Genomic DNA, 12,102 nt, shown 5'->3' with positions numbered 1-12,102 from the left:
CACGCACGCTGTGCCCCGGACTTAATCGCCCGCTGAAGGACAATTGGAAGGATTTCAAGTGACACCGCAAACGCTTGCTCACCGCGCTTATGCGCAATCTGCTGCACCGACGCGAACACCTCGGGATACAGAGTATGAGGCGATTTCCAGGATTACACATCGGTTGAAGGCTGCTTCCACGCGGAAAGCGGCTGATTTCGGAGGGTTCGTTCAAGCCTTGCACGAAAATCGCCGCCTGTGGAATGTGCTGGCAACCGATGTGGCGGATGCGGATAACGGGCTGCCGAGCAATCTGCGGGCGCGGATTTTCTATTTGGCTGAGTTTACCGAACAACACAGCAGCCAGGTGCTGGCGAACAAGGCGACCGTTGAGCCGCTGCTTGAGATCAACATGGCCGTGTTGCGCGGGCTACGTCAAATGAGGGGCAACTGATGGGGGGTCTGGTCCTGAAACTTGCCCCAAAGGAACGGGTTCTGATCAATGGTGTTGTAATCGAAAACGGGGATCGACGCAGTCGGTTTTCGATCATGACACCTCAGGCAAATGTCCTGCGCCTGCGCGATGCCATTCACCCGGAAGAGGTCAACACGCCGGTACGCCGTGTCTGCTATGCCGCGCAGTTGGTTCTGTCAGGCGATACCGAACCTGAGCAGGCGCGCCAGCAACTTCTGCGGCGCGTGGAAGAGCTGAGCCAGGTTTTCACGGATGCCGACAGTCGCCGGGTCCTGGCCAACGCGACTGAAGCATTGGTGGCAGAGCAATACTATAAGTGTTTAAAGGCCTTGCGTTCACTGTTGCCGCGCGAAGAACGTCTGATGGCGTATCAGCAGTGACCTTCCAGCCGGTCATACCTTCAGGTGGTCTGGTTGGCTGGCGTTTTTTGCAGCGTACTTATGATGCGCAGCTTCAAAGCTATTCCACCTCGGGGATCAATGAACGGGACTCAAGGTACTTTCTAGACAATATCGGCAAGGTCCAGACGGCCGAGGATCTGGTTTCGGACCGACGGTTGTTGCAGGTGGCATTGGGTGCTTTTGGCTTGGAAGGTGATCTCGACAATCGGTATTTTATCCAAAAAATCTTGTCGGATGGAACGCAGGCCGACGATGCACTTGCGAACAGGCTGGCCGACGGCAGGTACCGAGATTTTGCCAACGCCTTTGGGCTTGGTCCTGGCGATGTGCGCAAGACCGGATTGGTGGACGCCATGGAAAAGATCGCTGACGACAACTTGATTGCGCGATTTGAAATCTCGGTTGGCGAAGCAGATGAATCGATGCGTATCGCGTTGTACACCCAGCATGCATTGCGCGATCTGGCTGGCCAGGGTGGCAGTGAGGACAGAAGGTGGTTTGATCTGATGGGGCTGCCTCCCTTGCGCCGCATGATGGAAACGGCATTGGGGCTGCCTGCAGCATTTGCACAACTGGATATCGACAAGCAGCTTGAGGTGTTCAAAGATCGATTGCAGCGCGTTACAGGGTCATCCGATTTGGCGCAGTTCACTGAAGGTGAGGCAATCGACAAACTGACCGACACGTATCTGGCCCGCAATCAGATCAATCAAATCCAACAGACGATCTCACCTGCGCAGACGGCTCTGATCCTGCTGGGCGGTGGTTTTTGAACCATTGATGTCAACCAGACACGGTGTGTACGGTATCTCGCGCAAGGCCATAGGTTGACCGATCCGAGATAGTGGGTGGCACAATTTGAGGTTCAACTCTTGCGAAGTAAACTGTCAAATCAGGCATCGGCTGAGGTTTGCAGGGCAAATGATTTGATCGGTTGCGAGACGTTGTGCAGCTTGATCGCCCCTAAAGGGATCGCCTGTTTGCAAACAGGTTCGATATCTTGCGAGACAACAATTCTATGTCCGACGGTTTTGCCATATTCGCCCAATCTGGCAGCGACATTGGCGGCCTGACCGATCACGGTAAAGTCCAACCGTTCGCGCGAGCCCACATTGCCATAGGTGACGCGGCCATAGGCGACACCAATCGAGCAGTCGAAATCATGATCACTTCCGTCACTGCGCAATTCACCCAGTTTTTCGACGATCTCTGTTGCCGAAAGCTGCGCGCTGGATCGGGCTTTGGCGGCATCGTCACCCGCCGGGAAGACGGCAAGAACAGCGTCGCCGATGAACTTCAGAACTTCTCCGTCATGGTCGTGCACGATCCCTGAAACTGTCTCAAAAAACGCATTCAGTAGCTCGATATAGTCATCACGCCCCAGTTTTTCTTCCAATACGGTTGAATTTCGAAGATCGCAAAACATGATCGCCGCATCTATGTCATCGCCATCACCGCGGCGAATCTCGCCCCCCAGAACGCGCGCACCGCTGCGCTTGCCTACATAGGTTTCCAGCAGAACCTGCGCGTTTTCGCGCTGCATGAAGACCTCGTAGAACCGCGCGATGACAGTAGAGCATTCAAAAACCAGACCCAGGTTCTCGGTCGTGAACCCATCGGGATGATCGCAAGTCAGGGTCAGGACATTCGTCCGCCCATCCGAGAAAGGCAGTGGCATGGCAACGTAATCGGTGGCCCCTTTTGCGCGCAGGTCTTCGATGATCGGAAAGCTGTTATGCGGATTGTCGTTGTTCAGGCGCTGGCGGACACCACCCAACCCGTTTGAAACGTGACGCAGAGGGCTATTGGTAAAGGCAGGGTGATCATGAATTTCATAGGTCGGAGTGTGGGTCGAAATCTCAGCCGAGTCTTTCTCCCAGATATAGTGTTTGCCTGCGATCAGCGGATGCAGCGACCAGACCAGAATGCTTAGGCGTTGAATAGCGATGCCATGTTCCAGCATTTTCTCGGCCAGCGTTTTTGTAAAGGCATCAGGAGTGTTAATTTCGGACGCACCGCGCATCAGCCAATCGATCAGGGGGCCGCTGATATTGCCATCGTCGGGTTGACGCAGTTGGTTGTCGCCGAGGTCGATCCGCGTCGCGGTATCCGGCATGAATCCAATATGGCCCTGAATGGCCGCGCTTTCAGGGAAGGCGTCTTCATAAGCCCAAATCGAGTTCGTAAGGCGCTCTTCCGGTAGGCTAATGTCGTGATAGGTTGCGGTACCCTTGAAGGGGCAGAACGTCTGCAATTCGGTCTCAGGGCTGAGTTCGACGCACAGGTCTTCGCGCGGAACATAGATCGCGGGAGGTAGCCGCGTTTCGTACATCACTTTGGCGTTGTGGCTTTCGGCCAGCAGTATATCACCACGGTAGATCGCGATCCGTCCCTGCAGCGGCTCAACTGATATCCCATAGCCTTTGACATTCGGTGTGGCATGGACGTTCATCTGCAACCTCCCTTGGCCAAGCCCTTATATCATGGGTCTTGAGGGCGAGAATTCCAAGATGCGCACGTAGATTTTACTGCAATGGCATCCTCAGACCATTTGAATAACGTCTTTCTCAATCGATAGCATATAGCCCTTCTTGGCGATGTTCTTCACCAGCAGCTCACTGACCATCTGATTTCCCAAAGCGTCGCGCAGGCGTTTGATCCGGGTTGCCCCGGCGGCCTCATCGCAATCTGCAGCGTTTCTGCCCGAGATCATCGCTTCAATCTGGGCACCCGACAGGACCTCGTCATCCAAGCGGGATTCAGCCAGAACCGAAAGCGTTTCCATCGCGGCGGGGGTCAACTTAAAATCCATGTTGTTGAGATAAACGGTATTCTCTTCACGGCTGATCAGCAGGGATGTTACCTGGATCCCCGTCCGTTCAATCTGGGCCATGCGGCGGTTCAGCAGAACCAGCATGACCAGAAAAACAAGCGCGGTGATCAGCATGGCGCTGGCAAAGACCAACAGCACGAAGATGACCATTCGATAGCTGGATAGCGTATCGGCAAAGGCGGTGCCCGATTGCGCCAGAATCTCGAGCAGACGGATTTCCGATTGCGAGGTCAGGTCAGCCTCGACAAACAGCCGTTCAACCCGCGCGTTGAAGGCATTTGCGTCCGGTAGCGTCCAGAACAGGAAAACCGCTGCAGTCACCAGGATCGCGACGATTGCCGCAATCCCCAGACCAACCAGCCGAACCCCCGAACGACGCGCCTCAGTAACGGAGATAGTATTTTCCGGCATTGGCCTTCCTTTGATCCAATCCACCCGCCTCGAAAACGGTCATCACGTTCAGCAGGGTCCAGCCGTTTGACTTCAGCCGCTTGGCGACTTCTTTCCGGGCCGAGCCTTTATCGCAGTTTGAGACCTGCATGACGCCATAGTGCAGGCGTAAGGGATTGTCCTGCTTGGCCTTGTAGTCGGCATAGCAATCTGCCGCGATGGCTTGCGACCCAACCGATATCAGGGCCGTCAGAGCCAGAGAAGAGAGGATCTGTTTCATGGGCTGCATCCTGCGCATGGGTTGGGTGGATATTCAATAACCTCAGGGGGTTTGTGGTGCTGATATTGAATAACAGTATGCCGTTATTGCCTGTCTGAACGGGGTGGTCGCAGTGTCAGGTTATCAAATTCGCGGTCGGTAACCGGCCTGCCCGTTATCCGAAAGGACACGCATCATGCACCGGAAATTTATCGCTCTGATCATAGCAACCGCCGTCGCCATAACGGGGATCTCAGCGTCGCAGGCACGGGCGGCAGATACCCGAGATATTCTCGGCGGATTGGCTGCGATCGCGCTCATAGGTGCTGCGGTCAACCACTATCATCAGGAGAAAAAGCGCGACGAAGAGGCAGAGCGCCGCAAGCGTCACAAGCAGGCTGAAGCCAAGGCGAAGAAGGCCAAGAAAAAACATGCTGTACGCCCGTTGCCAAAGCGGGTGGCGCGGTATGACCTACCGCAGCGTTGCCTGCGCACGTTCAATGCCTATTCGAACAAGCGTCCGCTGCTTGGGCCAAATTGCCTGAAGAAGTACTATAAACATGCCGATAGCCTGCCACACCAATGCAAGATTGGTTTCTGGAATGGTAAAAAGGTAAAACGGGCATACGAACCCGCCTGCCTGCGCCAGAAAGGATACCGCGTCGTTTACCAGTAACAGGTTTCGAGCAGGAGTGGCGCCATAGAAGCGCCGCGCGGGAGAGGGTGGCGCAAGCTGCCCTCTCTTTTTTCTTGCGAAGCGCTACGAAACGCGATTTGCCAAGGGTATGACGACACCTGATTATGAACTCGAACGGGCTTTGCTAGCACGCGGATATACCCGAATTGCCGGGGTGGATGAGGTTGGGCGCGGTCCGCTGGCCGGCCCGGTTGTGGCCGCAGCGGTTATTTTGAACCCGGATGACATTCCTGCTGGGTTGAACGATTCAAAAAAACTGACGGCCAAGCGTCGCGGCGGTTTGGATGAGATATTGCGCGACCGGGCAGAGGTCGCGGTGGCCGAAGCCACGGTTGCAGAGATCGATGAGCATAACATCCTGCGCGCCTCGCATCTGGCGATGGTACGCGCGGTAGCTGCGCTGGACCCGGCTCCGGATTTCTTGCTGATTGATGGCAACATGATCCCGCGCGGTATGAAATTGCCCTCGCAGGCGGTGGTGAAGGGCGACGCACGGTCGGTGTCGATTTCGGCAGCATCGATCATTGCAAAAATCTGGCGTGATCAGCTGATGGTGGATTTGGCGCAACAGCATCCCGGCTATGGGTGGGAGGCGAATGCCGGATATCCGACAAAACAGCACCGCGAGGCGTTGCAAAATCTTGGCGTGACCCCACACCATAGACGTTCGTTCAAACCGGTCCACAATATCTTGTATCAAGAGTAAATCGTAAGTCGCTGATTCAAAAAAGAAATTGACGGCGAATCATCTTTGACTCATCCTTGTCTCAACCAAATGAGCGCAAAAGCGCCGTGGAACTGAGGCAGTGATATGACCACAATCAAGACAAAGGGCGCAGCCGCGCTCCCTTTAAACACGATTCTATCCGGTGACTGCATCGAGGCGATGAACAGTCTGCCAGAGGCGTCGATTGACCTGATTTTTGCGGACCCCCCGTATAATTTACAGTTGAAAGGTCAATTGCACAGGCCCGATAATTCTCAGGTCGATGCGGTCGATGATCACTGGGATCAGTTCAGCAGCTTTGGGGCTTATGACCAGTTCACGCGGGAATGGTTGAAGGCTGCGCATCGTCTGCTGAAGCCCAATGGTGCGATCTGGGTGATTGGGTCTTATCACAACATTTTCCGCGTGGGTTCCGCCCTGCAGGATGCGGGTTATTGGATTCTGAACGACGTTGTGTGGCGTAAATCCAACCCGATGCCAAACTTCCGTGGCAAGCGGTTTACCAATGCGCATGAAACAATGATCTGGGCGTCCAAGCGCGAAGGGGCCAAATACACGTTTAACTACGAAGCACTGAAAGCGCTGAACGAAGGTGTGCAGATGCGCAGCGATTGGGTACTGCCGATCTGCACCGGGCATGAACGACTCAAGGACGAAAACGGCGATAAGGCGCACCCGACACAGAAACCGGAATCACTGCTGCATCGTGTCCTGATTGGCTCGACCAATCCCGGTGACGTGGTGCTGGATCCGTTCTTTGGCACGGGCACCACAGGTGCTGTAGCGAAAATGCTGGGGCGTGAGTTCATTGGGATTGAGCGCGAAGAAAGTTATCGCAAGGTGGCTGAAAAGCGTATCTCAAAGGTCCGTAAGTTTGACCGCGAAGCGTTGGAAGTCAGCGCTAGCAAGCGCGCTGAGCCGCGCGTGCCCTTCGGCCAATTGGTCGAACGCGGCATGCTGCGCCCGGGTGAGGAACTGTATTCGATGAACCAACGCCACAAGGCCAAGGTCCGCGCCGACGGGACTCTGGTAGGGCAGAACGTCAAAGGTTCGATCCATCAGGTTGGCGCGCATCTGGAAAATGCACCGTCTTGTAACGGCTGGACCTATTGGTGCTTCAAACGCGATGGCAAAACCGTGCCCATCGACGTGTTGCGTCAGCAGATCAGGGCCGAATTGCATAACTGAATACCGCCGGTGCCTGTGGCCTGACACAAGGCACTACGCCTTGCCCCGCCGTTACCGGCGGGGTCTTTTGTTTTTGCCTGTGAGATGATTGCATAGGGCAGCCCCTGACAGCCCTTTTGGGAGATAAAGGCAATGACCGAGACCACCGCCAGTCAATCCCGCCTTAGCCGGTTCTTTGTTACGCAACCGGACAACTTCGATCTGGACAACAAATATACCGAGGCGGCACTGGAACGACACAAGCGAGAGGGGCTTGAACTGGCTGTTCGTGCACGCTGGATCGCGATGGCGTTGACCGGGCTGTTGCTGATCTATCTGAATCCCCAGTGGGAGGTCTTATGGTACCATTTCATCCTGCTTCTGATCTGCGCCAATGGTTGGCTGATCCAACGCGCGGGTCGTGTGGGGCAATCCCGGACCGAGTTGCTTTTGATCTTCGTCGATCTGCTGATCATGACGCTGGGGATGATTGTGCCCAACCCGTTCAGCGAAGACGTGCGACCACTGGCGATGCAGTATCGGTTCGACAATTTTCAGTATTTCTTCATTATCCTGGCAGCAGGGACGCTTGCCTATTCCTGGCGCACTGTCATTGCGATTGGTTCGTGGACGGCGATGATGTGGACGGCTGGATGGGTGATCGCTTGGTGGGTCGCCACCCCGATCCCTGGGATTAGCGAGCGTGTGGCCGAGGCTTTGTCAGGCTACCCGGATGTGGCCGAGTTCATGGATCCCAACAGTTTCATGCCAACCCTACGCATCCAGCAGGTGATCGTTTTTGTCATGGTCGCAGTGACGCTTGGGGTGTCGATGCGCCGCCTCAATCGCTTGCTGATGTCCAATGCTGGGCTTGAACGTGAACGCGCGAATCTGTCTCGATACTTTTCGCCGAATGTGGTGGATGAGCTGAGCCAGAACGACGAACCTCTGAAGCAGGTCCGCAAAGAGGATATCGCGGTTCTATTTATCGACATCGTTGGCTTCACCAAGTTCTCGGCTGGCCGTGATCCATATGAGGTTATTGAAGTTTTGCGTGGTTTCCACGCCCGAATGGAGACCGAGGTGTTTCGCCATCACGGAACACTCGACAAATACTTGGGCGATGGGCTGATGGCCACGTTTGGAACCCCCGTACCCGGAGAGCTGGATGCAAGCAATGCGCTGGCATGCGCGCGGTCCATGGTCGAGATGATCGACCGTTGGAATTTGGAGCGCAAGCGCGCGGGTGAGCCAGAGATTCGGATCGGGGTCGGGGTTCATTTTGGCTCGGTCGTACTGGGGGATATCGGTGCAAACCGGCTGGAATTTGCAGTGATCGGCGATGCGGTGAATGTTGCCGCGAAGCTAGAGGCCCTGACGCGCGATTTTCAAGCGCGCATCATTGTCAGCGATGCATTGCGGTCTCAGGCTCTAAGCGAGACGCCAAATGCGCAAGACATGATGACCGGGTTTGCACAGCACTCGGACCAGCCTGTTCGCGGTGTTACAGCCCCGATGGATGTCTGGGTGCTGTAGCAACCAGGGCTCCCGCCTGTCAGCACCGGATCAAAGATGTGATCCTTCACGTTGGGCCGGGCAGCGCGCTGGTGCGCGCTGCAGTCAGGTGCGAGGGGCAGGGTTGTGCGCTTTGTTGTAAGGTTTCCAGTTGGTGATTTCGGGATAGTATTGACGCCGCCATGCGCGGACCCTCGGATTCATGATACGCCGCCACAAGGGCGGGATCATCGCGGCAAGGGTCATGACCGGATATCCATGAGGCAGTTGCGGCGCTGCGTCCTGCGTATGGTGTTGCAGCAATGGAAAGCGCCGGTTTGGCTTGTAGTGGTGGTCCGAGTGGCGTTGCAAGTTTATCAACAACCAATTCGAGGCCTTTTGTGACGCGTTCCAGGAATGGCGCGGGTGCACATGCTCATATTTGCCATCGCCCAGATATTTGCGCGTCAGCCCGTAGTGCTCGACATAGTTAACAAGTTCAAGCTGCCAGATCGCGGTGCCGGCCTGTACCAAAAACAGGCCTAGCCCTGCCCATCCGCCGATCAGAAATGCTAGCAGCAGCATGGCTCCTTGAAGGCTCCAATAGCGCCAGAACGGGTTTGCCGGGTCGGTCCACGGGCGGTCTTTGCGGGCCAGTTTTTCCCGCTCGGCGCGAAAGGCTGAGATGAGGCTTTGGCGCAGAACGCGCGGATAGAACCGGTGGAAACCTTCGTTGTAGCGCGCGGTTACCGGATCGCGCGGAGTTCCGACGTAGCGGTGGTGAACCAGCAGGTGCTCGGACCGGAAATGAGAATAAAGGACCATCGACAACAGTAAATCGCCCAGCCAGCGTTCCAGTTTGCCTTTCTGATGCATCAATTCGTGGCTGTAGTTGATTCCTATTGTTCCGGAAAGGACGCCCATGCCGAAGAACACGCCGATTTTTTCGACCGAGCTCATATCTACGGCTCGGGTAGTGTACCAGATCAGCCCATAGAGCGTGAGGAATTGCACAGGCGCCCAGGCTTTGGTCAGCCAGATATACCATTGCAGCCCCGCATCTGGCGTGTCCGGGTCGGCGTTTTCAAGGTTTAGGCCGGTCAGCCGGTCTAGCACCGCAAAGACCCACCATGTCGAAAGCGGTACCAGCAGGACCCACCATCCGCCTGCCGTAGTGGTCATCCAGATCAGTGGGATCAGGAGGTATGAGACCCAAAAGGGAAGGGCGGATTGCCATCGGGACAGGGTGTCAGATGCGATCATGTTGAGGCTCCGAAACGTTGGCGGCACCGTAGACCGCGCACTGGGCTTTGCCCAGCGGTCTATTGGCCGCGCCAGAGGTCAAAAGCCTTGCGCATAACCGTGGGCAGGTCGCTGGGCCTGAATTGGTGTTTGTCCATGACAGTCAGACCGTTCGGATCGCAACCGTCTGGCAATTCGGTTGTCCAAATACGCAGGATCAGGTGAAAGTGGGTGAAGGTGTGTCTCACTTCACCGGGGATTTCGTGCCATCGCGCCGGGAACGGAGGGCTTTCCAGCGGTGTTTCGGACCAGTCCGAGCCAGGCCAGCCCAACATTCCGCCCAGCAAACCCTTATCGGGGCGGCGTTCCAACAGCAGGGCACCATCTCCGCGTTGGGCGATGTAGATGTGGCCCAGCCGGGTGGGTTTGGGCTTCTTGAGCGTTTTTTGCGGCAGTTCCACCTGCGTCCTCGCCTTCCGCGCCAGACAGGCCGCATGCAGGGGGCAAATACCGCAAGTCGGAGATTTTGGAGTACAGATCGTTGCACCCAAATCCATGACAGCCTGCGCGTAATCTCCAGGCCGGTGCTGCGGGGTCAATGCCGCGGCTTTTTTCTTTAACAGGGGTTTTGAGGCGGGCAGGGGTTCGTGAATATCATAGAGCCTTGCCATGACCCGTTCGACATTGCCGTCCAGGACAGTTTCTGGTCGATCAAATGCGATGGCTGCGATGGCCGCCGCCGTGTAGGGGCCAACGCCCGGCAGTTCCAGTAGTGCATCGTAATTGTTGGGAAACTGCCCGTCATGCGCGGACGCAACCACCCGCGCGCATTTCAGAAGGTTGCGGGCGCGGGCGTAATAGCCCAGGCCAGCCCATTCCCCCATGACCTGATCATCTTGCGCATTGGCAAGGGCTTCGACGGTTGGCCAGCGCGTGGTGAAACGAACAAAATAGTCGCGAACAGCGGCAACGGTCGTTTGTTGCAGCATCACTTCGGATAGCCAGACGCGGTAGGGGTCTGGTGCTACGCCTGCGGCACGCGCTGCCGGGCCTATACGCCAAGGCATTTCACGTGCGTGGTGGTCGTACCAATCCAGCAGCGTATTGCTCAGGTCAGATTCGGTGCAGTCACGCAAGTTTTATGTAACTCTCTGTAGGGTTTCACTGGCGTCCGGGTATCAGCCTATTACAATAGCGGCGCAGGAGTTGGAAACCAGATGCAACGCAGACGTTCCTCGACCCGCGGGTTCAAGCGCACCGCCACTTTGCTGAACGACCGGATCAGGCAGGCCGGGGAAAGCCGGGGATTTGCCGTCTCGCGCCTTTTGACCCATTGGGCCGAGATTGTGGGCCAGGACATCGCGTCGATCGCCCGGCCGGTGAATGTGGGATACGCCAAGGGTGGCTTTGGCGCGACACTGACGGTGCTGACCACCGGGCCGCAGGCGCCAATGCTGGAGATGCAGAAAGAACAGCTGCGCGACAAAGTGAATGCGGTCTATGGTTACAACGCGATCAATCGGGTGCGTATCACCCAGACCGCGCCTACCGGATTTGCTGAGGGGCAGGCGAGTTTCGATCACAAACCGAAACAGACGAAACCGGTTGTTTCACCAGAAATCGCAGCTGAGGCCGACAATGTGTCGCGCGCGGTTGATGATGAAGATTTGCGCGCGGCCCTTGAACGTTTGGGCCGCAACGTTTTATCCAGACAGAAACGCTAAGAAAGGGCTGATGAATGAGCCGGATTGCAACCGTAATATGTGCGGCTGTCGCCGTGGCCGCTGGCGGCTATTGGCTGACAACGTCGAGTAACACGATCCCTTCGAACCCGCTTGTTGGTGCTGCTGAGGCGCAAGAGGCGGATTTGGACACCTCGACCATCGTCGAGATGGTGCAGGGGGCCGAAGACGCGCCAGTCGAGATCATCGAATATGCATCGTACACCTGCCCGCACTGCGCGAATTTCCATCAGGGCGCGTACAAGCAGCTCAAAAAGGACTTCATCGATACCGGCAAGGTAAAGTTCACTTACCGCGAGGTGTATTTCGACCGCTATGGCCTGTGGGCCTCGATGGTCGCGCGCTGTGCAGGACCTGACAAGTTCTTTGGCATCACCGACCTGCTGTATGAAGGCCAGTCGGAATGGACCCGTGCCGGAGGTCCTGCCGAAATCGTTGATGAACTGCGCAAGATCGGGCGTCTCGCTGGCATAGACAATGATCAGCTTGAGGCTTGCCTGCAGGACGGTACCCGCGCGCAGACACTGGTAGCCTGGTATCAGGAAAATGCCGAACGCGATGGAATTCAGGCGACGCCTACTTTCGTCGTGAATGGGAAGAAGGTTGAAAATCAGCCTTATGACGACTTCAAGACGCTGATCGAAGCCGAGCTTGGCAGCTAAATCCTGAATGGTCAGCCTGTTTTGGGCTGGCCAT

Annotated in this window: 14 protein-coding genes; 9 read left to right on the top strand and 5 right to left on the bottom strand. The window is 56.3% G+C overall.

The features are described from left to right. Positions 1 to 58 precede the first annotated feature (58 nt). Genes flaF through ACR0A1_RS16675 form a run of 3 tightly spaced genes read left to right on the top strand, consistent with a single transcriptional unit; the run spans position 59 to position 1,628 of the window. Positions 59 to 433 (top strand): flagellar biosynthesis regulator FlaF, encoded by a 375-nt coding sequence (flaF, locus tag ACR0A1_RS16685; RefSeq protein ID WP_170514863.1) that lies wholly within the window; start codon positions 59 to 61, stop codon positions 431 to 433. Next, entirely contained in the window at positions 433 to 834 is a 402-nt protein-coding gene (gene flbT, locus ACR0A1_RS16680) for a flagellar biosynthesis repressor FlbT (protein WP_170398959.1), read from the top strand. Before flaF ends, flbT begins: the two co-directional genes overlap by 1 nt. Next, on the top strand, positions 831 to 1,628 hold the full coding sequence (locus ACR0A1_RS16675) for a DUF1217 domain-containing protein (protein WP_170562284.1): 798 nt from the start codon (positions 831 to 833) through the stop codon (positions 1,626 to 1,628). Before flbT ends, ACR0A1_RS16675 begins: the two co-directional genes overlap by 4 nt. 119 nt (positions 1,629 to 1,747) lie before the next feature. Here the strand turns inward: ACR0A1_RS16675 and ACR0A1_RS16670 are convergent, their stop codons facing one another. From ACR0A1_RS16670 to ACR0A1_RS16660, 3 genes are all read right to left on the bottom strand, one after another. Next, entirely contained in the window at positions 1,748 to 3,307 is a 1,560-nt protein-coding gene (locus tag ACR0A1_RS16670; RefSeq protein ID WP_480868430.1) for a DUF427 domain-containing protein, read from the bottom strand. A gap of 90 nt (positions 3,308 to 3,397) precedes the next feature. After that, entirely contained in the window at positions 3,398 to 4,099 is a 702-nt protein-coding gene (locus ACR0A1_RS16665) for a winged helix-turn-helix domain-containing protein (protein ID WP_170398951.1), read from the bottom strand. Then, positions 4,071 to 4,358, bottom strand: coding sequence for a hypothetical protein (locus tag ACR0A1_RS16660; RefSeq protein WP_170425885.1), 288 nt, complete (start codon positions 4,356 to 4,358; stop codon positions 4,071 to 4,073). Before ACR0A1_RS16660 ends, ACR0A1_RS16665 begins: the two co-directional genes overlap by 29 nt. A 175-nt stretch (positions 4,359 to 4,533) precedes the next feature. Here ACR0A1_RS16660 and ACR0A1_RS16655 point away from each other — a divergent pair, with 175 nt between their 5' ends. The 4 genes from ACR0A1_RS16655 (at position 4,534) to ACR0A1_RS16640 (ending at position 8,464) form a co-directional block, all read left to right on the top strand. Next, positions 4,534 to 5,013 carry a hypothetical protein gene (locus ACR0A1_RS16655; RefSeq protein ID WP_170636393.1) on the top strand — a complete coding sequence of 160 codons (480 nt, stop codon included), beginning with the start codon at positions 4,534 to 4,536 and terminating at the stop codon, positions 5,011 to 5,013. 109 nt (positions 5,014 to 5,122) lie between these two features. After that, a complete protein-coding gene (locus ACR0A1_RS16650) occupies positions 5,123 to 5,740 on the top strand; it encodes a ribonuclease HII (RefSeq protein ID WP_170406743.1) in 618 nt (205 codons plus the stop codon). 105 nt (positions 5,741 to 5,845) lie between these two features. Beyond that, entirely contained in the window at positions 5,846 to 6,949 is a 1,104-nt protein-coding gene (locus tag ACR0A1_RS16645; RefSeq protein WP_170406740.1) for a site-specific DNA-methyltransferase, read from the top strand. Between the two features lie 132 nt (positions 6,950 to 7,081). After that, on the top strand, positions 7,082 to 8,464 hold the full coding sequence (locus ACR0A1_RS16640; RefSeq protein ID WP_480868427.1) for an adenylate/guanylate cyclase domain-containing protein: 1,383 nt from the start codon (positions 7,082 to 7,084) through the stop codon (positions 8,462 to 8,464). 84 nt (positions 8,465 to 8,548) lie between these two features. On the opposite strand, the gene ACR0A1_RS16635 is transcribed toward ACR0A1_RS16640, so the two are convergent. Together ACR0A1_RS16635 and mutY are read right to left on the bottom strand one after the other, a co-directional pair. Then, on the bottom strand, positions 8,549 to 9,685 hold the full coding sequence (locus tag ACR0A1_RS16635; RefSeq protein ID WP_170596781.1) for an alkane 1-monooxygenase: 1,137 nt from the start codon (positions 9,683 to 9,685) through the stop codon (positions 8,549 to 8,551). Between the two features lie 59 nt (positions 9,686 to 9,744). Further along, entirely contained in the window at positions 9,745 to 10,800 is a 1,056-nt protein-coding gene (gene mutY, locus ACR0A1_RS16630; RefSeq protein WP_480868425.1) for an A/G-specific adenine glycosylase, read from the bottom strand. An 81-nt stretch (positions 10,801 to 10,881) separates the two neighbouring features. On the opposite strand from mutY, the gene ACR0A1_RS16625 reads away from it, so the two are divergent. Next, the gene (locus ACR0A1_RS16625; RefSeq protein WP_170398930.1) at positions 10,882 to 11,388 is read left to right on the top strand and encodes a DUF721 domain-containing protein; all 507 of its coding nucleotides are present in this window, start codon (positions 10,882 to 10,884) and stop codon (positions 11,386 to 11,388) included. A 14-nt stretch (positions 11,389 to 11,402) separates the two neighbouring features. Next, complete coding sequence (locus ACR0A1_RS16620; RefSeq protein ID WP_170406731.1) at positions 11,403 to 12,068, top strand: DsbA family protein; 666 nt, start codon at positions 11,403 to 11,405, stop codon at positions 12,066 to 12,068. The last annotated feature ends 34 nt before the right edge of the window (positions 12,069 to 12,102 follow it).

This window comes from Ruegeria sp. D6, assembly GCF_056534365.1.
Note: the sequence above shows the minus strand (reverse complement) of the source record. Positions and strands in the feature narration are given on the sequence as shown.

Coding starts and splice junctions, on each gene's coding strand:
- flbT (WP_170398959.1), top strand. CDS start 433: ATGGGGGGTCTGGTCCTGAAACTTGCCCCAAAGGAACGGGTTCTGATC.
- ACR0A1_RS16670 (WP_480868430.1), bottom strand. CDS start 3,307: ATGAACGTCCATGCCACACCGAATGTCAAAGGCTATGGGATATCAGTT.
- ACR0A1_RS16665 (WP_170398951.1), bottom strand. CDS start 4,099: ATGCCGGAAAATACTATCTCCGTTACTGAGGCGCGTCGTTCGGGGGTT.
- ACR0A1_RS16660 (WP_170425885.1), bottom strand. CDS start 4,358: ATGAAACAGATCCTCTCTTCTCTGGCTCTGACGGCCCTGATATCGGTT.
- ACR0A1_RS16655 (WP_170636393.1), top strand. CDS start 4,534: ATGCACCGGAAATTTATCGCTCTGATCATAGCAACCGCCGTCGCCATA.
- ACR0A1_RS16650 (WP_170406743.1), top strand. CDS start 5,123: ATGACGACACCTGATTATGAACTCGAACGGGCTTTGCTAGCACGCGGA.
- ACR0A1_RS16645 (WP_170406740.1), top strand. CDS start 5,846: ATGACCACAATCAAGACAAAGGGCGCAGCCGCGCTCCCTTTAAACACG.
- ACR0A1_RS16640 (WP_480868427.1), top strand. CDS start 7,082: ATGACCGAGACCACCGCCAGTCAATCCCGCCTTAGCCGGTTCTTTGTT.
- ACR0A1_RS16635 (WP_170596781.1), bottom strand. CDS start 9,685: ATGATCGCATCTGACACCCTGTCCCGATGGCAATCCGCCCTTCCCTTT.
- ACR0A1_RS16625 (WP_170398930.1), top strand. CDS start 10,882: ATGCAACGCAGACGTTCCTCGACCCGCGGGTTCAAGCGCACCGCCACT.
- ACR0A1_RS16620 (WP_170406731.1), top strand. CDS start 11,403: ATGAGCCGGATTGCAACCGTAATATGTGCGGCTGTCGCCGTGGCCGCT.